This window comes from Bradyrhizobium zhanjiangense, assembly GCF_004114935.1.
Lineage (GTDB): Bacteria > Pseudomonadota > Alphaproteobacteria > Rhizobiales > Xanthobacteraceae > Bradyrhizobium > Bradyrhizobium zhanjiangense.
Genome location: NZ_CP022221.1, coordinates 9013120 through 9037670, shown reverse-complemented (window position 1 = coordinate 9037670; position 24551 = coordinate 9013120). Strand labels below are relative to the sequence as shown.

Sequence of the window (24551 nt, the reverse complement as noted above, 5' to 3'; positions counted from 1 at the left end):
CCCGCCGCGCGCGGGGCGCCAGCCGAAAAAGGATGCCTGGCGGCCGCCGCATGGCCGTCATACCGGCGTGTTTTTCCGTGATGTGGGACAGTCGCGCCCCGAGCTCGGTTACCTCTCCCGCTTGCGGGGGAGGTCGGCGCGAAGCGCCGGGTGGGGGCTCTCTCCTCGCGGGACATTCCCAGTGCGTTGCGAACTGTCCCATTGCGGAGGCACCCTCACCCCAACCCTCTCCCGCAAGCGGGAGAGGGAGTGCAGCCCCGATGTGGCCGGCGTCTTACGCCGCCCGCATGTTGTTGAGGAACGCGTCGATCTCCCCGCGCAGCATGTCGGCCTCGCGGCGCAGTGCGTCGGAGGCGCCCAGCACTTCGCTCGCCGCAGCGCCGGCCTCGGCGGATGCCGTGGAAACGCCGACGATGTTGCTGGAGACCTCGCTGGTGCCGCCGGCAGCGTGCTGGATGTTGCGGGCGATCTCGCGGGTGGCGGCGCCCTGTTGCTCGACGGCCGCCGCAATCGTCGTGGTGACGTCGTTGATCTCGCCGATGATCCGGCCGATGCCCTGGATGGCGCCGACTGCCGAGGTCGTGATCTCCTGCATGCTGGCGATCTGGGTGCGGATCTCCTCGGTCGCCCTGGCGGTCTGGCTCGCGAGACTCTTCACCTCGGAGGCGACCACTGCGAAACCGCGGCCGGCCTCGCCCGCGCGTGCCGCCTCGATGGTGGCGTTGAGGGCGAGCAGGTTGGTCTGCGAGGCGATGGTCTGGATCAAATCGACGACGACGCTGATGCGGCTCGCGCTGTCGGCGAGGCTCTGCACGGTCGTGTCGGTGGCGCCGGCCTCGTCGACCGCCTTCTTGGCGATTTCCGCAGAGGTGACCACCTGGCGGCTAATCTCGGCGATCGAGGATGACAGCTGCTCGGTGCCGGCCGAGACGGTCTGCACGTTGACCGAGGTTTCCTCCGCGGCGGAGGCGACCGCGTTCACCAGCGCGTTGGACTGGTCCGCGGTATTCGACATGCTCTGCGCGGTCGATTGCATCGAATTGGCCGACTGCGCGAGATTGTCGAGCGCGGAACGCACCGTGCTTTCGAACTCGGCGATCTTCGCTTCCATGCGCGCCGCACGCTCGGCTTTCGCGACACGATCCTTGTCCTGCTCGCTGGCGAGCGCCCGGGCTTCGATCATGCTGTCGCGGAACACGTGAAGCGTGTCGGTCATCGCACCGATCTCGTCATTGTGCTTCGCGCGTGCGATCTCGGTGTCGAGATCGCCGGCTGACAGCAGCTGCATGGCGCGCTGCAGGCCGCTGATGCGGCGCAGAATGTTGCGGCCGACATAGAGCCAGACGAACAGCGCCGAACCGACAAGCATCATAGCGCCCAAAGCCAGCATCGCGATGGTCGCGAGCGAGATGTCCTGGCGGGCCTGGAAGGTCGATGCGTTGGTCTCCTTCTGCACGCCGTCGACGAGCTGCTGCACGCTGATGCCGAGGCCGACATTGAGCTTGCGCGTCTCGTCCAGGATGGTCTGGCCGTAGTCGACGGAGTCGAGCTCCTTCTCACGCAAATTGAATACGCCGGTCTTGCCGGTGCCGAGCGCGAGCAGCTTTTCCGCCGTCTCGCGCAGCATCTTGGTGCCCTGATTGTTCGGCAACAAATCGAGGTTGGACCGCAGGCGTCCCTGCGCCGTCTTGAATTCCTTCTGGATGTCGTCGAGCTTGTCGGCCGTGTTCGCCGACAGCGCCGCGCTCATGTCGGCGGCTGCGAGATTGCCACTGGCAACGACGTTGCCGAGCTGCCCGACGGTCTGCGCGGCTTCGGTGGCATCTTCGGCGGAGAGGTTGGCCGACCCCAGAATGGCGTTGACCTGGGTCTGGGCGTTCAGCATGGCCGGACTGGCCGCGCCGACGAACGCGCTCTGCGCGCTGCGCAGGGCGTCATATTGCTTGTCATGGAGGGCGGCGATATCCAGCCGCTCGCGGGCGGCCTTGGCCAGACTCTGGGCCGCCTCGTTGATGCTCTTGATGGTCTCGCTAAGTCCGGAGACGACCGTCTTGTCAGCGCCGAGCTCGATGATCTCGTTGAGTTTCTGCTGTGTCTGCTCCTGCAATTCCTTCAGCTTCTTGGTGCGCTCGTTTAGGGCGTCTTCGGTTTGGGCCGCAAGCAGGGCAGGTCCCTGTGCCGCAAGGCTCGCGCTCAATGCCGACAATTGCAGGCTCGCAGCAAGGCGCGGAATGTCCCGCCCGCTCAGTTCGGTCATGCGCCCACCGAGATTCTGCAGCACCAGGCCGGCGCCGGCCGAGATCACGAGGCCCATGCCGGCGATCACTGCGAAGGCCGCGAACAGGCTGCCGCGCACGCCCCATTTCGGCAGTTTGAAACGCGGCCTGAACCGGCCGAGACTGAGACGGATCGCCATCGAAATTCCCCCACGCCTTGCTTCTGTTTTGTGGCCGGGAGTATCGGGCACGCCGGTTAAAAAATCGCAATTTGTGCAATCGGTTGCGTGCGTTCCGCAGAGCGAAAAAAGAAGGGCCGGCAACATCGCCGGCCCTTCGTGATGATAAGGTTTTGCTAACCGCTTAGTAGCGCGCGACGGCCGGGCTGGCCCAGTTGAAGCGATAGTTGACGCCCGCCTTGAAGGTGTGATCGTCGGTGGTGAAGTTGCCGGTGCCGACCAGCGGGCCAGCGGTGAAGTGCGCGTCGCCGAAGTTGTAGTACTGGTACTCGGCCTTGGCCGACCAGTTCGGTGCGAACATGTATTCGAGGCCGGCGCCGACGGTATAGCCGTTGCGGTGATCGCCATCGATGACGAAGCCGGTCGGCACGCCGCCGACCGTCACCTTCTCGTTGTTGTCCGAATAGGCATAGCCGCCCTTCACGTAGAGGAGGCCCGGACCCCAGGTATAGCCGACACGGCCGGTGATCGAGCCGAGCCCGCGCTGGTCGTTGGTGTAGGCGATGCCGCCCGGGAATACCGCGCCGACGCTGCCGGAAAGCCAGGAATACTGGCCCTCGACGCCGACCACGAAGTTCGGGTTGAGCTGCCAGTCCGCACCGACCTGCACGCCGCCGAGGAAACGGCCGTTGCCATTGTTGCCGGTGGAGAGGCCGTTGAAATTGTTGTCGCTGGAGAACGCGCCGCCGACATGGCCACCGATGTAGAAGCCGGTCCAGTTGTAGATCGGCGCGACATAGGCAGGCGCGGGCGCCTTGTAATAGTTGCGATTGCCGAGATCGGCACCGACGGCCGGCGCGGCCATGCCCATCACGAGCAGCGCAACGGTCGCAAACAAAATCTTCTTCATCGTCTTGAACTCCAACACGTAAGGTCCCCGGCAGGCGCGCATTCCGCGCCGTCGTTGGTTTTGCAGATAGCTTGCTTTTGACGAAAATGCTGTCACATGCGTGGCACAGCGGCGCCCAACCTAACTTATTGGGCTGCAAATGATTTTCGTACTTAATGCCGGCTTAAGAAATGCTGAAGGAAGGCTTAACTTCGCGCCTCGCAGGTAACTTGCGCGCGCCTCTTGTTAACCAAGACGCCGCAGCGCCTCGTCGCGCATCTGCGCGCGGAAGGCTGCGCGCTTTGCCGGCCGGTCTTCCTCGCGCACGTCGTGACGATCGAAGATGTCGAACTTCTCAAGGATCGGATAGCGCTCGCTCGCCATCGCGAGCACGCGCAGCACCTTGGTCGCCGATGGTGTCGGACCGCTGACTTCCCAGCGCCGGATGGTGTCGGCGCCGCCCTTCTCCGGCAATCCGCACAGCCTGGCCATGTCGGCCGCGGTGAGCTTGCGCTCGAGCGCGTCGGAGAGGTCGTTGCGGAGTTGCTTCAGTTCGGCGCCGGTCATGCTGCTTGCGTCCAGGGAAGTCAATGAAAGCAATGAACTAACGCTGATTCGGGTCCATCCGAAGGCGGCGGGCGCACGCGCTGCGGCACCTTCAAGTGCGCACGGAGTTATGAACGGAGAACCTATGGAAATTTTCCGATGAATGAACAGTTGGCATACCGGGGCGCGTACGGGGCGAAAGGAACAGTCATGACAAGCATCAAATTCGCCATAGCCGCGCTCGTCACGACCGGACTGCTTGCCGCGCCTTTCGCGGCTGAAGCAAAGAAGGTCCGATCGAGCCGGCATTACAGCACCGGTGTGGTGGCGCCGACCTATGGCGGTGCCGGAGCGCCGGCAGCGCAGCCGAGGGCGTCCTATGGGTCATCCGGACAGACGGTCGGCACCGTCACGGCGCCGTCGATCGGATCGTACAATTGGCCGTCGGTCGGCGTGACCAATTCGGTGCCGACGTGGAGCAACACCACCAGATAGACCGATGCCGATCAGCGTTTGCCGGTCGCGAGGCCGGAGAGCAGATAGAGCGCGACCAGCAACGTTGCGACCGACAGCATCGTCGTGATCGACACCGTGGCCGCAACCAGCTTCTCCTCGACCTTGTGCTCGTGCGCGAGGACGTACACGGTTTTCGCCGTCGGCACGGCCGCGCAGACGATCGCCGCGACCGTGTAGAGAGGATCGAGGCCCAAGAGCACACAGAGCCCGTAGACGATCAGAGGCATCACCACCAGCTTCACTGCAGCGAGCGCAAACGATGCCTTCAGGTTGGATCGCAGGCCCTCGACGGACAAACCAAGTCCGATGGCAAACAGCGCGCAGGGCGTGAGCGCGGCAGCGATCATGTTCAGATAGGTCGCGACCGGCGCCGGAATCGGCAAGCCCGTGATCGCCCACATCAGCCCGATGAGCGTCGACAGCACCATCGGATTGGGCAGGATCTGCTTTGCCAGTCCCGTGGGATGCGCGGACCTGTGCGGGTCGCGTCCTTCCAGCAGGATGACCGTGATCGGAAACATCACGGCGGCCACGAACACTGTCGCCACCGCGGCGGGCAGGACGGCGGGCTGGCCGTAAATTGCGTGCAGGATCGGCAGCGCGACGAACCCGGTGTTGGTCATCGCCGCCGCCATCCCATGGATGGTACTGCTGGCCAGATCGTGTTTGCCACCCGCGCGAACCGCCAGGAACACCAGCGCGAAGCAGATCAGCGAGCCGCCGCCGAATGCGAGCAGGAACCGCCATTCCAGCAGATTGCGCGCGGGCTCCTGCGCGATCGTGACGATCAGCAGCGCCGGCATCGCCACGTTGTAGGCAAAGTGCACCAGGGCATCGGCAAGCGAGCGGGAGAGATAGCCGAGCTCGCCGGCGAGCCAGCCGGTGACGATGATTGCGAATACGGGAAGAACGAGGCTGGCGACCTCCATCCGACTTCCCCCTCATGGCCAAACGGCGACGAGGTTAGCCCGGCGATGGATTGTCGTCACTGTGTGATTTGATCGAGCCGTCCCGAGTGATCGTTCAAATCGCAAAGGACGATAATCTTCCTCGCTAGATTCCCCTGCCGCCCTGCTTCCCGATCACGCAACGCCATGCCGCCAGGCGCTCAGCCGGATGCTGATTCATCCAGTCGGCGAGCTGCGGCGCGCCCATCAGGCAGGACTGCACCGAGACCTCAGCAAAATCGGAAGTGGTCACGATCTGCTCGTGACAATTGCTCGGAGTGGCGAGGCTGCAAAGCACGGCGATGATCTTGATCACGAGAGCTTACTCCTATCGCCGCCGATCGTGCGGCCGTTGTCTCCATCCTGCCCGTCGCTGGCCGGATCGGATGGCGGGAAGATGCTGTCGTAGATTGCGCGTGCCTCCTGAATGAGGCGCATGCGCTCGCGCTCAGATCTCGAGACAAATCGAATAACTTCGCCCATGTTGGCTCCGAATATCAGTGGGCAAGTAGGCCATGAGATGATGACGATCATCCAATCGGCATCTATGACGTCGCCCTCGACTTTGAAATGGCGTGCCCGTTCACGACGGAATAAAAAGCTCGTGACCGCGCCGGCGTCCCAACGTCGGGTGTTCTTTGCCAGGTTCTTGGGCTGTTCACCGCTTCCTATCGCGCGGCTGCAACTAGCGCGCGAGCGAATGCCGGTGACAGCTTACTCTTGCCGTCACCGGCAAGGCAGTCTCGCAAAGCAAATGCTGATCGAGCGAATATGTTTCGCCCGTGTCGCGTGCAAGTTTTTTGGAACAATCTTGTAGTTCGAAGAACTGGGCGACCGCCGCTCACGCTGCCGGCGCGCGCTCCTTCCGCCCCGGCACCGCCGCCAGCAGTTCACGCGCATAGGCGTGCTCGGGCGCGGCGAACAGCTGCGCGGTTGGCTTGAGCTCGACGATGGCGCCGCGCTGCATCACGGCGATGCGGTCGCAGATCTGGGCGGCGACGCGCAGATCGTGAGTGATGAACAGCATCGAGAGGCCGAGGCGCGCCTTGAGGTCTTCGAGCAGCTTCAGCACCTGCGCCTGCACGGAGACGTCGAGCGCGGAGACGGCTTCGTCGGCGACGATGATCTCGGGCTCGAGTGCGAGCGCGCGCGCAATGCCGATGCGCTGGCGCTGGCCGCCGGAGAATTCATGCGGGTAGCGCTCGATCGCGCCGGCGTCGAGGCCCACCATCTTCAGGAGATCGCGGGCCCGGTCGAATGCGACCTTCGGATCAGTGCCGGCCGCGATCGGGCCGTCGGCAATGATGTGGCCGATCTTGCGGCGCGGATTGAGCGAGGCGAACGGGTCCTGAAAGATCATCTGGATGCGATGGCGCTCGGCGCGCAGCGTCTTGCCCGTCAGAGACGTGAGGTCGGTCTCGCCGATTCGCACCGTGCCGCGGTCGGCCTCGATCAGCCGCATCACGAGCCGCGCGACAGACGATTTGCCGGAGCCGGATTCGCCGACGAGACCGAGCGTCTCGCCCTTGAGGATGTTGAAATTGACCTCGCGCGCGGCATCGACGCGGCGGTCCTGGCGAAACCAGCCGCCCGAGGTGACATAAGTCTTGTCCAGCCCGATCACCTCAACAGCCCGGGCCTGATCGTCGAGAGGTGCGCGCACCGGCGGGTCCATCGATGGCACGGCGGCGAGCAGCGCCTTGGTGTAGTCATGCTGCGGCTCGCTGAAGACGGCAGCGGCGGGGCCTTCCTCGACGACCTTGCCGTGCCTGAGCACGACGACCTGGTCGGCGATGTCGGCGACCACGCCGAAATCATGGGTGATGAACATCACCGCCATGTTGCGATTGCGCTGGAGGTTGCGGATCAGTTTCAGGATCTGCGCCTGCGTGGTGACGTCGAGCGCGGTGGTCGGCTCGTCCGCGACCAGCACGGCGGGCTCGAGCGCGAGCGCCATCGCGATCATGGCGCGCTGGCGCTGGCCGCCGGAGAGCTGGTGCGGATAGGCGCGCACGATGCGTTCGGGGTCGGGCAAGCCGACCTCGCGCGCCAATGCGAGCGCTCTCGCGCGCCGTTCCTTGGGTGTGAGCAGGCCGTGCGCCTCGAACATCTCGGCCATCTGGTCGCCGATCCGCATCAACGGATTGAGCGCGGTCATCGGCTCCTGGAAGATCATCGCGAGCCTGCGGCCGCGCAGATCGCGCCAGCCGTCGTCGTCCAGCCTGAGCAGGTCGCGGCCTTCGAACTGGATTTCGCCGGAGGCGATCGACACCGTGTCCGGCAACAGGCCCATCAGCGCATGCGCGCACATCGACTTGCCGGAGCCGGATTCGCCGACGACGCAGACGATCTTGCCGGGCTGCAAATCGAGCGACACGCCATCGACGGCGAACGGACGCTCGGCGCCCTTGGGCAGCGCGATCCTCAGGTTCTTGATGGAGACGGCGGGCGGTGCGGTCATCGTCAGCGTCCCTCCCGCGACAGGCGTGGATTGAGCGCGTCGTTGAGGCCTTCGCCGATCAAATTGAGGCCGAGCACCGAGATCAGGATGGCGACGCCGGGAAACACGGTGATCCACCAGGCTTGGCGGATCACGGTGCGGCCGGCGCCGACCATGTAGCCCCAGGAGATCAGATTGGGATCGCCAAGGCCAAGGAATGACAGCGAGGATTCCAGCAGGATCGCGGTCGCCACCATCAGCGAAGCCAGCACGATCACCGGCGACAGCGCGTTCGGCAGGATCTCGCGCAGGATGATCCAGGTGTTGCTCTGTCCCGTGACCACCGCGGCCTGGACATATTCGCGCGTGCGCAGCGACAGCACCTCGCCGCGCACGAGGCGGGCGACCGGCGGCCAGCTCACCACCGCGATCGATGCCACGATCGAATAGATCGAGGGCTGCAGGATCGCGACCAGCACGATCGCGAGCGCGAAGCTCGGAATGGTCTGAAAAAATTCGGTGAAGCGCATCAGGGCGTCGTCGACCTTGCCGCCGAAATAGCCGGCCATGGCGCCGATCGGCACGCCGACGAGCAGCGCGACCAGCGTGGAGACCAGGCCCACAAGCAGCGAGACGCGTGCGCCAAAGATCATGCCGGCGAACACGTCGCGGCCGAGCGCGTCGGTGCCGAGCGGCACGGTCGACAGCGTGAAGGGCGGCAGGAACGGCCGCTGCACCATGCGCCAGGGCGAGTTCGGGAATAGCATCGGTCCAAACACCGCGACCGAGATCGCAAGCAGCAGGATGACGAGCCCGATGACGCCGCTCGGGCTCTTCAGCATCGATTTCCAGAACTGTTTCATGAGGCGAATTCGATGCGCGGATCGACCATGCGGTAGACCAGGTCGGTAATGAGGTTGAAGATCAGCACCATGGCGGAGCAGATCACGAAGACGCCGAGCAGCAGGTTGTAGTCGCGCTGGAGCAGCGCGTCGTACATCAGCCGACCGATGCCAGGCCAGGCGAACACGGTCTCGGTGATGACGGCGCCGCCGATCAGCGTGCCGGAATGCACGCCGGCGAGCGTCACGACGGGGAGCAGCGCATTGCGCAGCACGTGGCGGCGCTGGATCACGGCATCGGACAGGCCCTTGGCACGCGCAGTCTTGACGAAGTCGAGCCGCTTCACCTCGAGCATCGAGGCGCGCGTCATGCGGGTGTAGGTCGCCATGAAGAACAGCCCGAGCGTCATCGCCGGCATGATCAGGTGTGTTGCGACGTCGACGGCGTGGGCAAGGCCGGTGAGATTGGCGCCGACCGTCTCGTAGCCGAAGCTCGGCAGCCAATCCATGGTGACCGAGAACAGCAGGATCCCCATCAGCGCCACCCAGAAGATCGGCATGGCGTAGAAGATCAGCGCGAACACCGTGATGGCCGTGTCGAGGAAGGTTCCGGCAAAGCGCGCGGCGAAGGTGCCGAAGAGAATGCCGAGCATGAGCGAGATCGCAAATGCCGTCAGTGTCAGCAGCAGTGTCGCCGGCAGTCGTTCGCCAATCAGCTTTGCGACCGGCGCCTGCTGGCGGAAGGAGAAGCCGAGGTCGAGTGTCACGACGCCCTTGACGTAGATGAAGAGCTGCTCGGGCAGCGGCTTGTCGAGGCCGAACTTTTCCCGGAGCTGCTTGACGAAGACCTGGTCACTGGCCCCGGCTTCGCCCGCCATCACGACCGCGGGGTCGCCAGGCGCAAGCCGGATCAGGAAGAAATTGAGGACAACGATCGCGAGCAGGACGATCACGCCCTTCAGGATACGCTGAGCGACGAAGGAGAGCATCTTAGAAGGCGATCGGATCAGGTTGAACGCAGCCAGAATCACGGTGCGCTCCCTCTCCCGCTTGCGGGAGAGGGCAGGGGAGAGGATATTTCCGCAGAGAGGACGCCAAGAGGAGAAAGCCCTCTCCCGCCGCGCTCTGCGAGCGCGTCGACCTCCCCCGCAAGCGGGGGAGGTTCAGCGAGTTTGCGGCTCGATCGGAGGTCATGTGGCGAGAGCCATGGCAGGAAGATCAGACGCGAATTGTAACTATTTGTCGAGCCATGCGTCCTTGAAGCCGTCATTGACCCCGATCCCCGTGGTGATCAGGTTCTTGACCTTGCAGCGCATGATGGTCGGGAATTGCAGCTCGAGCATCCAGGCCACCGGCACGTCCTCGACCAGGATCTTCTGCGCCTTCTCGTAGATCTCCTTGCGCTTGGTGTCAGGGGTCGCGACGGCGCCATCGGCGAACAGCTTGTCGATCTCCGGGTTGGAATAGCCTTCGACATTGTTGAAGACCTGGCCCTTGGCGATGGCGCTGGAGACGTAATTGCGTCCCACCCCGAGCGCGGGATCGCCGTACTGGTAGAGATAGGTGAAGGCGATGTCGTAGTCCCAGTCGCCGATCTTCTGGTTACCGCCGGCAACGTCGGTGGCGATCGTCTCGATGTTGATGCCGACGTCCTGGAGGTTCTGCTTCACCGCTTCACCCCAGCGCTGCCAGGTTTCGCCATAGGCGAGCGGCAACAGGCGGATCTTCTCGCCCTTGTAGCCGGCTTCCTTCAGCAGTGCCTTGGCCTTGGCCGGATCGTACGGATATTTCTTCACGTCGTCGGTGTAATATTTGATGGTCGAGGCGGACGGGCCGGTCGCGACCTTGCCGAGCCCGTTCCAGATCACATCCTTGGCGAAGTCGCGGTCGATCGCATACATGACCGCCTGCCGCACCCGCTTGTCCGCGAGCGGACCCTGGCGGTTGTTGAGCCACAGCCAGGCCAGCGGCGAGAAGAACTCCCAGCCGGCGCCGGTGACGCAAGTGTCCTTCAGCTTGGACAGGCGCGGCACATCGAAATTCTCGACCGAGCCGCCGGGCAGCACGTCGACCTTGCCGGTCTCATACGCCACCGAGCGGGCGGCGGCGTCGGGAATGATCTGCCAGTAGATCTCGTCGATGTAGGGTTTGCCCTTCTCGTAATAGTTCGGATTCTTGACCAGGCGGATGAACGAGCCCTTCTGCCACTCCTTGAACATGAAGGGGCCGGTGCCCACAGGCGCGTTGTTGTAGGGATTGGTCTTGAAGTCGGTGCCTTCATAGAGATGCTTCGGCACCATCGGCATCGAGCCAACCTCGAAGATGCCGAGGAACGGGCCGAACGGCTGCTTCAGCGTGAACACCACCGTGTAGTCGTCGGGAGCCTCGACCTTGTCAACCTGGGCGAGGTTGTTGCGGGCGCGCGCGTGTGTCTGCTTCAGCATCTCGACCGAGAACAGCACGTCCGCGGCGGTGAAGGGCTTGCCGTCATGCCAGGTCACGCCCTTCCTGAGCTTGAAAGTGTAGGTCTTGGCGTCTTCGCTGACGCTCCAGCTCTCGGCGAGCTGCGGCTGGGGTTCGAGCTTGGGGCTGTAGCGCAGCAGCCCCTCGAAGATGTTGCCCGACACCATCTGGGTCGGGCCGTTCTGGACCATCGCGAGCATCAGGCCGGGTGGCTCGGGCTGGATCACGGCATTGATCACACCCCCCGTTTTCGGCTCTTGCGCCAGTGCCGGGGCCGTGAGGCCGCAAGCCAGGAGGAGACCAAGCAACACTCGTTTTGGCATGTCGTATCTTTCTCAACCGAGACCAGCCGTAAACGCTTCGCAACGTCCTCGCGCGCAAAGCGACGGCCGGCCCATCCCAGTCCCCATCCAATATCGAGGCTCACATAGTCTCGTTCGGCGCCGCAAGATGAAAGTCGCGACAGTGTTCGCACAAAAAATGTACAGCGCGTCCTGTTTTCACTTGATTCATTCTCCCGTCACGGAGACAAGTCCGCCATGGACAACGCCACGCGCTCCGAACGCTCCCGCAACGCTGCGCTTGAAGCGGCCATCGCCATCATCGCGCGCGACGGGCCGGGGCGGTTGACGCTCGATGCGATCGCGCGCGAGAGCGGCCTCAGCAAGGGCGGCGTGATGCATCAATTCCGCACCAAGGAGGCGGTGCTGAAGGCGCTGCTCGAACGACAGATGGCGCGGTTCGAGGAGTTCTCGAACGATTATATGGCAAAGGTGAGCGCGACCTCCGCCAATCCCAATCTGGCGACCCAGCTCGCCACCGTGCGCGAAGCGGCGACCTCGCCGAATTCTGCCGCGCTGGCGCTGGTTGCAGCCATGGTCGAGAATCCCAACCTGATGGCGCTGCCGCGCGAGCGCGAGATGGAAAGGATGGCGGCGATCAGGGACGAGGCCGCCGACCCCGACCTTGCGATGCTGCGCTGGGCCGGAGCGATGGGCTTGCTGCTGAGCTCGCTATTTGGCATGTCGCCGCTCAGCAAAGACGAGCACCAGCGATTGTTCGCGCGTCTGCTCGACGATGCGCAGTGGATCGGCCTCGAACAGTCGGCCGCAAAGCGTGCCGCTAGATCCAGTGCGGCATCGATGGCAAAGGCCGCAAGCCCGCGCAAGCGCGCCTGATTCATCGTTAACAATTCATCCGGTGGCTGCCCAAAGCCACGCCTGCGACCAAATGTGCCAATTTCCGTTTTTGAACTTCACAAACCAACTGGTCGGTTTTATACCAGAGCCACTGAGACGGCCCAAGGCATCTGAAAAAGGCCCCGGACGAGGCCATTGGGCTGGCAATGGTGAGCGCCGCAGCCGCGTCTGGTCCCGAAGCGCGGCTGCGGTCGCCATCGCAACTTTAAAGGTTGGCCTTCCCAATCAGCCGCAAGAGGACTCTGGAATGGATCGCTCGATCGCCCTGCGCGGTCTGGGAACGCTGGTGCTTTGCGTGGCCGCCGCCGGCTGCGCCTCGGTCGCTCCCGTGCTCTATTCGGAGATGGCGTCCTCGGCCTACATGGCTCCGGACAAGTCGGACGCTTCCGGCCGCGTGCCCTACCGCTATTCCACGCAGGTCGACTGGCGCGCTTACAATAAAGTGATCCTCGATCCCGTCGTCGTCTACCGGGGGAGGGATCACCAGTTCGGCGACATGTCCGACAAGGACAAGGCGACGTCCACCGATCCGAGCGGCACCTGGCTGGTCGAGGACGGCCGCACCCGCATCCGGCTCGAGCGCTGCGGTCCGTCGCGCGACCGTATTTGCGGCTTCATCGTCTGGATGAAGGAGCCGGTCGACAAACGCGGCCAGCCTTATCGCGACAGCCAGAATCCAGATCCCGACAAGCGCGCCCGCATGCTGCTCGGCCACCAGCTCATCATGGGCTTGCAGGCGACACCCGAGGGGCGGTTTGCCGGCGACATCTACAATGCCGAAGACGGCAAGTCGTACTCGGTCTCGCTCTGGCGCGAATCCCCTGACCGCCTCAAGCTCAGGGGATGCCTGATCAAGATCCTGTGCCAGACCCAAACCTGGCAACAGACCCTCGACGTGCTGCCCGGTCAACTCGTTGGCCTGACCGGCGATCTCAATGGTCCCCGCGCCGACAAGGAATGGGCGCAAGTGCCGGCACCGAAGCCGACCCCGGTTAAGGGAAAATAGGAGCAGCATTGTCTGCGGCCACGCTCGCGAGCGACATTGTGTCAGGCGCTGTTGCGCCAAACTCCGTCATTGCGAGCGTAGCGAAGCAATCCAGAGTCCCACCGAGGAGGCAGTCTGGATTGCTTCGTCGCTTCGCTCCTCGCAATGACGGCGTGGAGGCAATCGAAGTCCCAAATTTGATCCGGATCAAAGCCAAGTCGTCGCTTCTGCGATCGAATAGCAACTGGGATAGCGTGTTGCGCGTCCTGGTTCTTGCAGACGTGAGACGATCGATGGACATGTACGCCACGAATATCCCTGCCGGTAACGACAGCGGGCCCGATGCCGTCGGGCCGCAGCCGGATGAGGGCGTGCAACGCTGTCTTCAACTGCTGAACGAGGCTGGCCTCCGCCCGACGCGCCAGCGCTTGGCGCTCGGCCAGCTGCTGTTCCTGAACGGCCATCGTCACGTCACCGCGGAGAAGCTCTATGACGAGGCGATGGCGGCGAACATGTATCTGTCGCTCGCGACCGTCTACAACACGCTGAACCAGTTCACCGAAGCCGGCTTGTTGCGCCGGATCGCGGCCGACGGCATCAAATCGTTCTTCGACACCGACACATCCGTGCATCCGCATTTCTACCTCGAAGGCGACGATGTGCTGGTCGACGTCGCCGAGGGCCTGACTTTCACCAGGGTGCCCGAGGCGCTTCCCGGCCACGAGATCGCGCGGCTCGACGTCATCGTGCATCTGCGCCGCAAGCGCGCGTAGCACCACTGTGCTCTTACCATCCCCCCAGGGTCCCTCCAGGGGAGGGTAAGAGGAATCACCGCAACCCTGCGCGCCGAAATCCCTCCAGATAGTGCTCGCGATCGGCCTCATTGGCCCACGGCAATTGCGTCGCGATCCAGTGCAGCGAGATGCCGGGCTGGGTGCGGCGGAGCTCGCCCAGCGCGGTCTCCGCAAGCTTTCCGTCGCCGGTCATGCCGGCGGAGACCGCGAGCACGCGGTAGGCGCCGGTGAGGTCGCCGCGGTGTCGGATCGCCTCGCGCGCGAGCGCGATCGCCTCGTCATAGTGCCGCTCGGTAAAGCGCGCGTAGCCGGCGATGCCATGATAGATTGCCAGCGAGGGATCGCGCGGCGAGAGCCGGATCGCCCTCTGTGCCGCCTCGAACGACTCCTTCGAGCGTCCGGCATAGGACAGCGCCAGCGCGTAATAGCCCTGCGCCAGCGAGAAGTTCGGATTGAGCGCGAGCGCCTGCTCGAACTCGGACAGTGCGTCGGCCAGCCTACGGGTCGAGAACAGGACGCTCCCGAGCGCGGCATGCGCCCAGGCATCCTCATGGTCGCAGCGCACGGCAGCGAGTGCGGCGGCTTCCGCGACCGGCGCCACCGTGGCAAGCTCGGACCAGCCGAGATGCACGCCGAACATATGGTTTGCCGCCAGCACCGACAGCGCCTGACCATAATTCGGATCGATCCCGATCGCGCGCTCCAGCAGCGCCTTCGCGCTCTCGTGATCCCGCCGTGTCACGCGCCAGTAGTGCGACAGCGCCCGCATCAGCAGATCCCAGGCATCCAGGCTCGCCGGCGGTTTGCGGTGAGCGCGAAAACTTTCCGCCGCATGGATTTGCGGCTCGATCGCCGCCACGATCGCGTTGGTGATCTCGTCCTGCACGGCAAAGACGTCGATCAGCTCGCGGTCGTAGCGTTCGGCCCAGAGATGGCCGCCCGATGTGGCGTCGTTGAGCTGCGCGGTGATGCGCACCCGGTTGTCCGCCTTGCGGACGCTGCCTTCGACGATGTAGCGGACGCCGAGTTCCTCGGCGATCTGCCTGACGTGGACCGCGCGTCCCTTGTAGATGAAGGACGAGTTGCGGGCGATCACCATGAACCAGCGCTGCTTCGACAGCGCGGTGAGGATGTCCTCGCTGATTCCGTCGCCGAAATAATCCTGTGCGGGATCGCCGCTCATGTTCTCGAAGGCGAGCACCGCGACGGCCGGGCGGTCCGACACGGTGTTCGGCCGCGCAGGAACGGATACAGCGGGCGCAGATGAAGCCGCCAGGTCTTTCCGGATTTCTTCCTGGACTGCGCCGACGAAACGAAAACCCTTGCGCGGAATGGTCTTGATCAGCCGCTGGGTCGCGCCGTCATCGCCAATCGCCTTGCGCGCAGCGTTGATTCGGCTGTTCAGGGCGGAATCGGAGACGATGCGGTCGCTCCAGATCTGGCTGATCAGGTCATCCTTGCTGACCACACGCGCGCGTTGCGCGACCAGATAGAGCAACAAATCGAATACTTGCGGCTGCAACGGCACGGCGACCCCGGCGCAGGTGAGTTCCCGCAGGTCGCCGTCGAGCACATTGTTTTCAAAGCAAAATCGCACGTTTTCGTCGTCTCAAGCAAAAATCAAAGGCGTCTCAGGCGAAAATCAATTGTCAGCGAAAGCCTCAGGCCCGTCCGAGGTGCATGGTGGGACTACCAACAAGTGCCGATGTTTTGGCACAACGGAGCTTTCCATGTCCCAGATTGATCAGGTTCATTCGATCAGCCCGGCGGTTGCGGGCTCACGCATATTCAAGTTCGTCGCCTTTCTGTACGGAATTGCGGCATATCTCGTGTTTTTCGTCACCATCCTCTACGCCATCGGCTTTGTCATGGGGCTGGTCGTGCCGAAGACCATCGACACTGGAACCGCCACGCCGCCGGTTGAGGCAGTCATCGTCAATCTCCTTCTGATGTCGCTGTTCGCCATTCAGCACAGCGTGATGGCGCGTCAGAGCTTCAAGGCCTGGTGGACGCAGTTCGTCCCGAAACCGGTCGAGCGCAGCACCTATGTGCTGCTGGCGAGCCTGTCGTTGCTGCTCCTGTTCTGGCAGTGGCGTCCGATGCCTGCGGTCATATGGGAGGTCCAGGATCCCGATCTTGCCGTGACGCTCGTCACATTGTCCTTCGCAGGCTGGGTGCTGGTGTTCATCTCGACCTATATGATCAACCATTTCGAATTGTTCGGCCTGCATCAGGTGACGAACCATCTCATCGGCAAGGAAGCGGCGCCTGCGCGGTTCAAGACGCCGCTGCTCTACAACTTCGTTCGCCATCCGATCTATCTCGGCTTCATCATCGCGTTCTGGGCGGCGCCGGTCATGACCGCGGGCCACCTGCTGTTCGCCGCCGTGACGACGCTCTACATCTTCGTCGGTATCGCGCTGGAGGAGCGCGACCTCATCGATCTCTTCGGCGACGACTACCGGCAGTACAAACAACGCGTGTCGATGCTTATTCCCTGGCGCAGATCAGTATAGTCTTGGCCTCGTTCCGCGCGTCCACCGAGAGGAGGATGCGCGGGGCGCCGACACGCGATAACGATCCTTCATCATGGAGACAACAATGAAACATGTCGGAAACTGCTTCTGTGGCACGGTCACGGTCGAGGTCACGGGCGCGCCGGAGGCGATGGGCTATTGCCATTGCCGCTCCTGCCGGTCGTGGTCGGGCGGGCCGGTGAACGCCTTCAGCCTGTGGAAGCCTGAAGCCGTGCGCATCACCGAAGGCGCCCAGAACGTCGAGACCTTCGCCAAGACGCCGCTCAGCCAGCGCAAATATTGTAGGAAGTGCGGCGGTCATCTCATGACCAACCATCCGCCGCTCGGCCTCGTCGACGTCTTCACCGCCACCATCCCGACGCTGGCGTTCACGCCCGGCGTCCACGTCAATTACGCCGAGACGGTGCTGCCGATGCGCGACGGTCTGCCCAAGCTGAAGGATTTTCCTGCCGAGTTCGGCGGCAGCGGTGAGATGATGCAGGAGTAGGTCGCTTCGCCTCTCCCCGCTTGCGGGAAGAGGCCGGATTGCATCGAAGATGCAATCCGGGTGAGGAGGAGCCTCCGCGAGTCGAACTGTCACCGTCCCTGCGGAGACTCCCAATTACCCTGACCCTCTCCCCGCAAGCGGGGCGAGGGAGAGGTCCTCACCTCATCCCGGCGCGACGCAATCCGTCCAGATAATGCGCGCGATCCTCTTCGCGCAGCATCGGCAACTCGCGCGTGATCCATGCGAGTGAAATGCCGGGCTGGGCGCGGCGCAGGCCTTCCAGGGCGGACGCAGCGAGAGCCGAGCTTCCCGACATGCCGGCGGCGGCGGTCAGCACACGATGCGCACCGACGAAATCGCTGCGTTGCCGTAGCGACTCGCGTGCCATCTGCACAGCGCCTTCGTAGTCGCGACCGATGAACCGGGCATAGGCCGCAACTCCGCAATAGATCGCGGCGAGCGGATCGCGCGGGCTCAGCCGCAGCGCACGGCACGCGGCGGCGTCGCCGTCCTGCCATCGTCCCGCGTAGCACAGCGTCACGCCGTAGAAGGCGTACGCCATCGCGAAATTCGGATTGAGCTTGAGAGCCAGCTCGAACTCCGCCAGTGCGTCGTCGAAGCGGCGGCGGAATAGATAAGTATAGGCGAGGCCGTGATGCGCCCAGGCGTCGTCGCGATCGGCCTCCACCGCCGCCAGCGCCGCGCGTTCGGCGACCGGCACGGTTACAGCCATGTCCGCCCAGCCCATATGCGCGCCGAAGATATGGCTGGTCGCGAGCAGGCCCAGCGCCTTGCCATAAGCGGGATCGATCGCGATCGCCTGTTCCAGCAGCCCTTGCGCGGCGGCATTGTCCTCGCGGGTGATGCGCCAGTAATGCGACAATGCGCGCATCACGAAATCCCAGGCATCCAGGCTGCCCGGCGGCTTCTGCTGGGCGCGGAAGCTCTCGGCGGCATAGAGCTGCGGCTCGATCGCCGCGACGATCGCCTCGGTGATCTCGTCCTGCACGGCGAAGACGTCGGCCAGCTCGCGGTCGTAGCGCTCGGCCCAGAGATGGCTGCCGGTCGAGACGTCGTTGAGCTGCGCCGAGATGCGCAGGCGCTCGCCGCTACGCCGCACGCTGCCTTCGACCACGTAGCGTACGCCGAGTTCGCGCGCGACCTCATGGAGGTGCACTGCGCGACCCTTGTAGACAAAGGACGAGTTGCGCGCGACGACGAAGAACCAGCGCAGCTTCGACAGCGCGGTGATGATGTCCTCGCTGATGCCGTCCGAGAAATAGTCCTGCTCGCGGTCGCCGCTCATATTGGTGAAGGGCAGCACGGCGATCGCGGGCCGGTCGGGCAACGCAAGCGTGGGCTGCGGCGCCGGTGCCCCGCGGCCGGGTTCCGGAACGGCTGCACCACGCTTCGCCTCGACGTCGCCGACGAAGCGAAAGCCCTTGCGTGCGATGGTGCGGATCAGCGCCTGGTTCGCGCCATTGTCGCCGATTGCCTTGCGCGCCGCGTTGATCCGGCTGGTCAGGGTCGATTCGGAGACGCTGCGGCCGTGCCAGATCTTGTCGATCAGCTCGTCCTTGCTGACCACCCGATCGCGGTTCTCCATGAGATGCACGACCAGGTCGAAAACCTGGGGTTCCACGGCAATGGGAACCTGCTCGCGGCTCAGCTCGCGCCGGTCGGTGTCGAGGAGATGATCCCGGAACAGAAATTGCACGTCGAAAACTCAGTCCTCACAACGGCATCAGGCAATAATAAAATCAAAATGGATTTCGACTTGAAGTCTGTGAGTCCGCCGAACGGTCTGTCAGGTTCACCACGATCGCGTGATGGCAGTCATGCGGTTTCGGATGGGAATACCAGCCGCTAAGCGAGTGCGGCGATTTAGGTCAGATGCCGCGATTTGGGCTCTCTCTCGTCATTCCGGGGCGCGCCGCTTGGCGCGAGCCCGGAATCCATTTGTCCGCATCGCTTGCCGCCCAATGGATTCCGGGCTCGCGCTTCGCGCGCCCCGGAATGACGGGAGTAGTGCCTTTGTCCATTGCCGAACAGCGCGGCCTGCGTAAGCTGCCTTCACAGAAAACACCCAGCCACGAAGAAACGCCCATGCCCGCTTTTCCCGCATCGACCACCGTGCTCGACTCCATGCTGTTCCGCGATGCCTTCGGCACGCCTGAGATGCGGGAGGTGTTCTCCGATTTTGCGCTGGTGGGGCGCTATGCCGAGGTCGAGGTGGCGCTGGCGAAGGCTGAGGCCAGATGCGGCGTGATCCCGCAGGATGCCGCCGACCAGATCGCGGCCCGGACCAATGTTGCCGCGCTCGATTTCGATCTGTTGCGGCGGGAGACCGACATCGTCGGCTATCCGATCCTTCCCCTGGTGCATCAGATGGTGAAGCAATGCGGCGAGGCCGGCCGTTACCTGCATTGGGGCGCGACCACGCAGGACATCATGGACACCGCGGTAGTCCTGCAACTGCGCGCCGCGCTCGAGATCGTCGAAAAGGACATTGCCGAACTCCGTCGTATCCTCGCTGACCTCTCCAAGCGATATCGCGACACGCCGATGGCGGGCCGCACCCATCTGCAGCAGGCGCTGCCGGTAACGTTCGGCTACAAGACCGCGATCTGGCTCGCGATGTTCGACCGCCATGCCGAGCGGCTGGCGCAGTTGAAGCCGCGCGTCCTGGTCGGCCAGTTCGCCGGCGCCGCCGGCACCCTGGCCTCGCTCGGCGACAAGGGGTTCGAGGTGCAAGAGGCGCTCTGTGCCGAGCTGAAGCTCGGCGTTCCCGCCTCGACCTGGCACGTCGCTCGCGACGGCTTTGCCGAGGCCGTGAACTTCCTGGCGCTCGTCACCGGCTCGCTCGGCAAGATCGCGCTCGACATCATGATCATGGCCTCGACCGAGTTTGCCGAGGTCTACGAGCCCTTCGTCAAGGGGCGCGGCGCCTCCTCGACCATGCCGCAGAAGCGCAACCCGATCTCCTCCGAACTGATGCTGGCGGCGTCCAAGGCGGTACGCCAGCATGCAAGCCTGATGCTCGATGCCATGGTGCAGGACTTCGAGCGCGCCACGGGTCCCTGGCACGCCGAATGGATGGCGATCCCCGAGAGCTTCGTGCTGAGCGCCGGCGCGCTGCACCAGGCGAAGTTTGCGCTCGCAGGCCTCATCGTGGACGAGGCGAAGATGAACGACAATCTCGCTATCAGCCGCGGCCTGATCGTGGCCGAAGCGGTCATGATGGGGCTCGCCCCACAGATCGGACGGCAGGAGGCGCATGACGTGGTCTATGACGCCTGCCGGCTCGCCAATGAGAAAGGCTTGACGCTGGCGGATGCGCTCTCATCCGACTCCCGCGTTTCGAGCCGCATCGACCGCGCCACGATCGAGGTGCTCACCTCACCAAAAAATTACCTCGGGCTTGCCCCCGCCATGGTCGACCGGGTGCTGAAATCGGCAACGCGTTGAAAACCAATATGCGTGAAACTGCGTATCTTATCCGTGTCGCAAGGTGCTCGCGCACTTGCGCCTCGCGATGCTAGGCTTAGATTGAATGAGAGACTTTCGGCAGAGGGCCCCGCATGACTGATCACCGCAATTCCGCTACTCCCATCGATCCCGCGAAACTCGACCGGCTGGCCGAGGTGGCGGTGAAGGTGGGCCTGGGCTTGCGGCCGGGACAGGATCTTCTTCTGACGGCGCCTGCCATCGCGCTGCCGCTGGTGCGGCGGATTGCCGTGCACGCCTACAAGGCCGGCGCCGGCATCGTGACGCCGATCCTTTCGGACGAGGAGATGACGCTGGCGCGCTACCGCCACGGCCAGGACAACAGTTTCGATCGTGCCGCCGGCTGGCTGTACGAGGGCATGGCCAAGGCCTTCTCGGACAACACCGCGCGGCTCGCCATCGTCGGCGACAATCCGATGCTGCTGTCGGGCGAGGATCCGTCGAAGGTGGCGCGCGCCAGCAAGGCCAACTCCATGGCCTATCAGCCGGCATTGGAAAAAATCGTCAATTTCGACACCAACTGGAACATCATCGCCTATCCGAGCCCGTCCTGGGCCAAGCAGGTTTTTCCTAATGATCCCGAGGACATCGCGATCGGCAAGCTCGCGGATGCGATCTTCGCCGCGTCTCGCGTCGACCGCGAGGACGCGATCAGCAATTGGGCGAGCCACAATGCGGTGCTGCGCGAGCGCACCAACTGGCTCAACGGCCAGCGCTTTCGCGCGTTGCAATATTCGGGTCCCGGCACCGACCTCACCATCGGGCTCGCCGACGGCCATGAATGGGAGGGCGGTGCCTCACTCTCCAAGAACGGCATCAGCTGCAACGCCAACATTCCGACCGAAGAGGTTTTCACCACGCCGCATTGCCGCCGCGTCTACGGCCACGTCGTGAGCTCGAAGCCGCTGTCCTACCAGGGCACCCTGATCGACAACATCGCGGTGCGTTTCGAGGACGGCAAGATCGTCGATGCCAAGGCCTCGCGCGGCGCAGAGGTGCTGAACAAGGTGCTCGACACCGACGAGGGCGCGCGCCGCCTCGGCGAGGTGGCGCTGGTGCCGCATTCCTCGCCGATCTCGCAGAGCGGGCTGTTGTTCTACAACACCCTATTCGACGAGAATGCGGCCTCCCACATCGCGCTCGGCCAATGCTACTCGAAATGCTTCATCAACGGCGCGCAGCTCACGCCGCAGCAGATCGCCGCGCAAGGCGGCAACCAGAGCCTGATCCATATCGACTGGATGATCGGCTCGGCCGAGACCGACATCGACGGCATTCTCGCCGACGGCAGCAAGGTGCCGGTGTTCCGCAAGGGCGAGTGGGCGAAGTAGCTTGCTTCACCTCTCCTGTAGGGAGAGGTCGGATCGCATCGCAGATGCGATCCGGGTGAGGGTTTACGCTTTCACCAAATGCCGCGGCCCCTCATCCGACCTCTCCCCGTCGGGGAGAGGTAAGCATCCCGGCGACAGTCTTCCCCAGGCCCATGGTCTGGCGTGCTGTCTCACGCCGCGGCGTTGCGCAGTATCGGGTTGTTGTCGATGCTGAAGCGGTTGAACAGCGTCGTGAACGGGCTGCCGTCGGTGGCCCGCACGATGGCGTCGGAAGCAGCGACTGCCTCGTAGAGCGCGCCGACGGAATCGTCCGGCTCGGGCAGGTCGAGCGCGTCGCGGATTTGCTCGCGGGCCTCGTTGAGGTCGTCCTCGTTGTCGAGTGTCGCCTCCAGCGCATCCGCCGCGCGCCGCATCTCCACGAGATCACCGCCGGCGGAAAATTTGAGGATGTCGAGCCAATAGGGGCGAGTGACGACGAGCTGCATGAACGCCTCGAAATTCTCCGCGATAATGCCAGCGCGCCCCTCTGACGACACGTAGAGCACATTCTGCGACGGCAGCAGCACGAACGTGCCGCCGGAACCGTCGCTGCCGATCTGCCGCGGGCGTTCGATGTCGTCGATAGTGAACCAGGGCTCCTCGTCCGGCCCGAAGGAAACATCGAGGACGCCGAGCCAGGCGACGACCTCGCGGTTGGCTGTCAGAGCCTCGTGCGTGACGGGCATCGGCATTGGCTCCTTCCATGGTCACTTTCGCGCATTTTGTCGCACCCCGGAAAAGAGGGGGTCATGTGCGCGAATTCGCAGCGGAATCTCAACGTTAGCTGCTTCGCACCTGCAACTTAGGGCTGATTGTCGGTGCCTGCGTAAGGAAGAATTAAAAGGCGGTCACTAGCGTTGCGATCATCATTGGAAACAATCCGGGCTCCGACCCGGCCAAACCTATTTTATTCCCTGAGGAAACAGATGTCGCGCGCAATGATTGAAATCGGCAGTTGCAATGTGGATCTCGAGCTGCGGCCGATCGAGCCGTCCTGGATCATCGAGGGTAACCCGGTGTCGCGCTCGCGCGTCCTGTCCACCAGCGCCGACGGCACGGCCCAGACCATCATCTGGGCCTGCACCGAGGGGCGCTTCAGCTGGTACTACGATATCGACGAGACGATCATGATCATGGAAGGATCGATCGTGCTCGAAAGCGACGGCATGCCGCCGAAGCGCTACGGCCCCGGCGACGTCATTTTCTTCCGCGACGGCGCGCATGCCAAATGGCATGTCGAAGGCCACGTCAAGAAGATCGCGTTCTGCCGCAAGACCAATCCCGTGATGATCGGGTTCCTGATCCGCGTCGTCAACAAGCTGAAGAAGATGTTCACCTCCACCGGCGAACGCCGTCCAGCCTCGTTGATGGGTGCAGGCTAGAGCTCACAAAGTTTCAAGGACGCTTCCCAGCGGCCACGACGGAAGAGGGGTCGGGATCAACATCCGGGCCCCTTTTCTTGTCACGATGGCAGTTCGAGCCGATAGAAATCAATCGCGGTCTGTGAGAACAGTGCCGTCTTCTCGGCCTCGCTCAGGGGCGCCGCGATGCGCTTGAAGGCGTTGAAGATCACCTGATAGCTGCACTGGCCTTTGTCCGGCGGGAAATTGCTCTCGAACATCGCGCGTTTGGGTCCGAACGCTTCGATGCAGGTTTCGACATAAGGCCGCCAGGCCGTGGCAAGCTCCTCGGATGACGGCGGCCTCGCGCGCAAATGGAAGTCGTAGCCGAGCAGGCACATTGCGAGCCCGCCGAGCTTAACCACTACGTTCTCGCATTTCGCAATCTCGCGGATCGAGGCGCGCCACTGTGCAAACACCTCCTCGCGCCGTCCTGCAAAGCGTCCGACGCCGGCCGGGCCGCCGCAATGGTCGAGCACGATCCTGGTATCGGGAAAGGCGCGCGCAAGCTCGGTGAGCTCGCCGATCTGCGGATGAAACAGCCAGGCATCGAAGCTGAGGTTCAGCGGCGCGAGGCAGGCGAATCCCTTGCGGAAGGTCGGATCCCGCAACAGGCCCTTCGGCCGGTTCGCATACATGCCGGCGACGACGGGGTCTTCGTCCCAGGCCGAGGAATGCCTGATGCCGCGGAAGCGGCCGTTGCCCGCCGCGATTTCCGCTTCCAGCACCGGCTTGGCCGCGTCACCCAGCAGCAGATTGGCGTGGCTGACGATGCCCGCACAGATCGCCGCGTTGCCGTAAGCACCGCTCGCGCTCATCGCGGCGACGCCATTGGCGAACTCGACCTCGCCGATGGGCCGGAACGCCTCTGGCCCATGCGCGCGATACATCGAGCGGCAATCGACATAGACGGTTGCAATGATGTTGTGGCCGGAGGCGATGTCGGCTGCCATCTCCTCGATCAGATAGCGATGCCCGCGATTCCAGAGGTGGTGGTGAGGATCGACGATCGGCCGGGCCGCATCGATGATCTCCTCCTGGTGCTGCGCGAGCCAGTCCTCGCGCGGCTCGACAAACAGCCCGCTCGTACTGGCGGGCAACCCGCTTGCGGCCATAGGCGTTCGCTCCCTCTGTATTCTTGTGCTGGGGAGCCTAGCATCTCATGTCTTCGTGCAGCAGCGCACGTTGCGCAACCGCACCCGTCATCGCGAGCACAGCGGCGGTGTGACCGATA

At 63.8% G+C, this 24551-nt stretch carries 23 protein-coding genes; 9 read left to right on the top strand and 14 right to left on the bottom strand.

Features of this window, described 5'->3' with window-relative positions:
- Window positions 1–274: 274 nt before the first annotated feature.
- From XH85_RS43190 to XH85_RS43180, 3 genes are all read right to left on the bottom strand, one after another.
- Window positions 275–2416 (bottom strand): methyl-accepting chemotaxis protein, encoded by a 2142-nt coding sequence (locus tag XH85_RS43190; RefSeq protein WP_128936800.1) that lies wholly within the window; start codon window positions 2414–2416, stop codon window positions 275–277.
- A gap of 163 nt (window positions 2417–2579) precedes the next feature.
- A complete protein-coding gene (locus tag XH85_RS43185) occupies window positions 2580–3305 on the bottom strand; it encodes an outer membrane protein (RefSeq protein ID WP_128936799.1) in 726 nt (241 codons plus the stop codon).
- Between the two features lie 225 nt (window positions 3306–3530).
- The gene (locus XH85_RS43180; protein ID WP_128936798.1) at window positions 3531–3851 is read right to left on the bottom strand and encodes a helix-turn-helix domain-containing protein; all 321 of its coding nucleotides are present in this window, start codon (window positions 3849–3851) and stop codon (window positions 3531–3533) included.
- A 189-nt stretch (window positions 3852–4040) separates the two neighbouring features.
- Here XH85_RS43180 and XH85_RS43175 point away from each other — a divergent pair, with 189 nt between their 5' ends.
- The gene (locus XH85_RS43175) at window positions 4041–4325 is read left to right on the top strand and encodes a hypothetical protein (RefSeq protein WP_128936797.1); all 285 of its coding nucleotides are present in this window, start codon (window positions 4041–4043) and stop codon (window positions 4323–4325) included.
- A gap of 11 nt (window positions 4326–4336) precedes the next feature.
- Here XH85_RS43175 and XH85_RS43170 read toward each other — a convergent pair whose 3' ends face one another.
- From XH85_RS43170 to XH85_RS43135, 7 genes are all read right to left on the bottom strand, one after another.
- The gene (locus tag XH85_RS43170) at window positions 4337–5275 is read right to left on the bottom strand and encodes an AEC family transporter (RefSeq protein ID WP_128936796.1); all 939 of its coding nucleotides are present in this window, start codon (window positions 5273–5275) and stop codon (window positions 4337–4339) included.
- Window positions 5276–5399: 124 nt separating this feature from the next.
- Window positions 5400–5609, bottom strand: a complete 210-nt coding sequence (locus tag XH85_RS43165; RefSeq protein WP_091885309.1) for a hypothetical protein — start codon at window positions 5607–5609, stop codon at window positions 5400–5402.
- Window positions 5606–5827: a hypothetical protein gene (locus XH85_RS43160; protein ID WP_128936795.1), complete on the bottom strand. Its 222-nt coding sequence runs from the start codon at window positions 5825–5827 to the stop codon at window positions 5606–5608. The genes XH85_RS43165 and XH85_RS43160 overlap by 4 nt, the downstream gene beginning before the upstream one ends.
- A 307-nt stretch (window positions 5828–6134) precedes the next feature.
- Window positions 6135–7754 carry an ABC transporter ATP-binding protein gene (locus XH85_RS43155; RefSeq protein WP_164939782.1) on the bottom strand — a complete coding sequence of 540 codons (1620 nt, stop codon included), beginning with the start codon at window positions 7752–7754 and terminating at the stop codon, window positions 6135–6137.
- A gap of 2 nt (window positions 7755–7756) precedes the next feature.
- Complete coding sequence (locus XH85_RS43150; RefSeq protein WP_128936793.1) at window positions 7757–8596, bottom strand: ABC transporter permease; 840 nt, start codon at window positions 8594–8596, stop codon at window positions 7757–7759.
- Window positions 8593–9564 (bottom strand): ABC transporter permease, encoded by a 972-nt coding sequence (locus XH85_RS43145; protein ID WP_128937625.1) that lies wholly within the window; start codon window positions 9562–9564, stop codon window positions 8593–8595. The genes XH85_RS43150 and XH85_RS43145 overlap by 4 nt, the downstream gene beginning before the upstream one ends.
- 246 nt (window positions 9565–9810) lie before the next feature.
- Window positions 9811–11361: an ABC transporter substrate-binding protein gene (locus tag XH85_RS43135; protein ID WP_128936792.1), complete on the bottom strand. Its 1551-nt coding sequence runs from the start codon at window positions 11359–11361 to the stop codon at window positions 9811–9813.
- A 216-nt stretch (window positions 11362–11577) separates the two neighbouring features.
- Here XH85_RS43135 and XH85_RS43130 point away from each other — a divergent pair, with 216 nt between their 5' ends.
- The 3 genes from XH85_RS43130 to irr all read left to right on the top strand — a co-directional run bounded on the left by XH85_RS43130 (window position 11578) and on the right by irr (window position 13995).
- On the top strand, window positions 11578–12216 hold the full coding sequence (locus XH85_RS43130; RefSeq protein WP_128936791.1) for a TetR/AcrR family transcriptional regulator: 639 nt from the start codon (window positions 11578–11580) through the stop codon (window positions 12214–12216).
- Between the two features lie 268 nt (window positions 12217–12484).
- The gene (locus tag XH85_RS47200) at window positions 12485–13243 is read left to right on the top strand and encodes a DUF2147 domain-containing protein (protein WP_128936790.1); all 759 of its coding nucleotides are present in this window, start codon (window positions 12485–12487) and stop codon (window positions 13241–13243) included.
- Window positions 13244–13515: 272 nt separating this feature from the next.
- Window positions 13516–13995, top strand: coding sequence for a Fur family transcriptional regulator Irr (gene irr / locus XH85_RS43120; protein WP_164939783.1), 480 nt, complete (start codon window positions 13516–13518; stop codon window positions 13993–13995).
- A gap of 55 nt (window positions 13996–14050) precedes the next feature.
- On the opposite strand, the gene XH85_RS43115 is transcribed toward irr, so the two are convergent.
- Window positions 14051–15613 carry a winged helix-turn-helix domain-containing tetratricopeptide repeat protein gene (locus tag XH85_RS43115; protein WP_128936789.1) on the bottom strand — a complete coding sequence of 521 codons (1563 nt, stop codon included), beginning with the start codon at window positions 15611–15613 and terminating at the stop codon, window positions 14051–14053.
- Window positions 15614–15746: 133 nt separating this feature from the next.
- Between XH85_RS43115 and mddA the strand changes: the two genes are divergently transcribed.
- Together mddA and XH85_RS43105 are read left to right on the top strand one after the other, a co-directional pair.
- Window positions 15747–16532, top strand: a complete 786-nt coding sequence (mddA, locus tag XH85_RS43110; RefSeq protein ID WP_128936788.1) for a methanethiol S-methyltransferase — start codon at window positions 15747–15749, stop codon at window positions 16530–16532.
- 85 nt (window positions 16533–16617) lie between these two features.
- Window positions 16618–17040 carry a GFA family protein gene (locus tag XH85_RS43105; protein ID WP_128936787.1) on the top strand — a complete coding sequence of 141 codons (423 nt, stop codon included), beginning with the start codon at window positions 16618–16620 and terminating at the stop codon, window positions 17038–17040.
- A gap of 157 nt (window positions 17041–17197) precedes the next feature.
- On the opposite strand, the gene XH85_RS43100 is transcribed toward XH85_RS43105, so the two are convergent.
- Window positions 17198–18757 carry a winged helix-turn-helix domain-containing tetratricopeptide repeat protein gene (locus tag XH85_RS43100; protein WP_128936786.1) on the bottom strand — a complete coding sequence of 520 codons (1560 nt, stop codon included), beginning with the start codon at window positions 18755–18757 and terminating at the stop codon, window positions 17198–17200.
- Between the two features lie 389 nt (window positions 18758–19146).
- On the opposite strand from XH85_RS43100, the gene pcaB reads away from it, so the two are divergent.
- Window positions 19147–20508 (top strand): 3-carboxy-cis,cis-muconate cycloisomerase, encoded by a 1362-nt coding sequence (pcaB, locus tag XH85_RS43090; RefSeq protein WP_128936784.1) that lies wholly within the window; start codon window positions 19147–19149, stop codon window positions 20506–20508.
- 113 nt (window positions 20509–20621) lie between these two features.
- A complete protein-coding gene (locus tag XH85_RS43085) occupies window positions 20622–21878 on the top strand; it encodes an aminopeptidase (RefSeq protein ID WP_091885349.1) in 1257 nt (418 codons plus the stop codon).
- 170 nt (window positions 21879–22048) lie between these two features.
- Here XH85_RS43085 and XH85_RS43080 read toward each other — a convergent pair whose 3' ends face one another.
- Complete coding sequence (locus tag XH85_RS43080) at window positions 22049–22603, bottom strand: hypothetical protein (protein WP_128936783.1); 555 nt, start codon at window positions 22601–22603, stop codon at window positions 22049–22051.
- Between the two features lie 240 nt (window positions 22604–22843).
- Between XH85_RS43080 and XH85_RS43075 the strand changes: the two genes are divergently transcribed.
- A complete protein-coding gene (locus tag XH85_RS43075) occupies window positions 22844–23299 on the top strand; it encodes a cupin domain-containing protein (RefSeq protein ID WP_128936782.1) in 456 nt (151 codons plus the stop codon).
- An 80-nt stretch (window positions 23300–23379) separates the two neighbouring features.
- Here XH85_RS43075 and XH85_RS43070 read toward each other — a convergent pair whose 3' ends face one another.
- A complete protein-coding gene (locus XH85_RS43070) occupies window positions 23380–24432 on the bottom strand; it encodes an amidohydrolase family protein (RefSeq protein WP_128936781.1) in 1053 nt (350 codons plus the stop codon).
- Window positions 24433–24551 lie beyond the last annotated feature (119 nt).

Bases quoted from the DNA above. Each gene is read 5' to 3' on its own strand.
- irr (WP_164939783.1), top strand. From the start codon at position 13,516: ATGGACATGTACGCCACGAATATCCCTGCCGGTAACGACAGCGGGCCC.
- XH85_RS43160 (WP_128936795.1), bottom strand. From the start codon at position 5,827: ATGATCGTCATCATCTCATGGCCTACTTGCCCACTGATATTCGGAGCC.
- XH85_RS43105 (WP_128936787.1), top strand. From the start codon at position 16,618: ATGAAACATGTCGGAAACTGCTTCTGTGGCACGGTCACGGTCGAGGTC.
- XH85_RS43080 (WP_128936783.1), bottom strand. From the start codon at position 22,603: ATGCCCGTCACGCACGAGGCTCTGACAGCCAACCGCGAGGTCGTCGCC.
- XH85_RS43175 (WP_128936797.1), top strand. From the start codon at position 4,041: ATGACAAGCATCAAATTCGCCATAGCCGCGCTCGTCACGACCGGACTG.
- XH85_RS43155 (WP_164939782.1), bottom strand. From the start codon at position 7,754: ATGACCGCACCGCCCGCCGTCTCCATCAAGAACCTGAGGATCGCGCTG.
- XH85_RS43135 (WP_128936792.1), bottom strand. From the start codon at position 11,361: ATGCCAAAACGAGTGTTGCTTGGTCTCCTCCTGGCTTGCGGCCTCACG.
- pcaB (WP_128936784.1), top strand. From the start codon at position 19,147: ATGCCCGCTTTTCCCGCATCGACCACCGTGCTCGACTCCATGCTGTTC.
- XH85_RS43170 (WP_128936796.1), bottom strand. From the start codon at position 5,275: ATGGAGGTCGCCAGCCTCGTTCTTCCCGTATTCGCAATCATCGTCACC.
- XH85_RS43145 (WP_128937625.1), bottom strand. From the start codon at position 9,564: ATGCTCTCCTTCGTCGCTCAGCGTATCCTGAAGGGCGTGATCGTCCTG.
- XH85_RS43070 (WP_128936781.1), bottom strand. From the start codon at position 24,432: ATGGCCGCAAGCGGGTTGCCCGCCAGTACGAGCGGGCTGTTTGTCGAG.
- XH85_RS43190 (WP_128936800.1), bottom strand. From the start codon at position 2,416: ATGGCGATCCGTCTCAGTCTCGGCCGGTTCAGGCCGCGTTTCAAACTG.
- XH85_RS43085 (WP_091885349.1), top strand. From the start codon at position 20,622: ATGACTGATCACCGCAATTCCGCTACTCCCATCGATCCCGCGAAACTC.
- XH85_RS47200 (WP_128936790.1), top strand. From the start codon at position 12,485: ATGGATCGCTCGATCGCCCTGCGCGGTCTGGGAACGCTGGTGCTTTGC.
- XH85_RS43180 (WP_128936798.1), bottom strand. From the start codon at position 3,851: ATGACCGGCGCCGAACTGAAGCAACTCCGCAACGACCTCTCCGACGCG.
- XH85_RS43185 (WP_128936799.1), bottom strand. From the start codon at position 3,305: ATGAAGAAGATTTTGTTTGCGACCGTTGCGCTGCTCGTGATGGGCATG.
- XH85_RS43130 (WP_128936791.1), top strand. From the start codon at position 11,578: ATGGACAACGCCACGCGCTCCGAACGCTCCCGCAACGCTGCGCTTGAA.
- XH85_RS43075 (WP_128936782.1), top strand. From the start codon at position 22,844: ATGTCGCGCGCAATGATTGAAATCGGCAGTTGCAATGTGGATCTCGAG.
- XH85_RS43150 (WP_128936793.1), bottom strand. From the start codon at position 8,596: ATGAAACAGTTCTGGAAATCGATGCTGAAGAGCCCGAGCGGCGTCATC.
- mddA (WP_128936788.1), top strand. From the start codon at position 15,747: ATGTCCCAGATTGATCAGGTTCATTCGATCAGCCCGGCGGTTGCGGGC.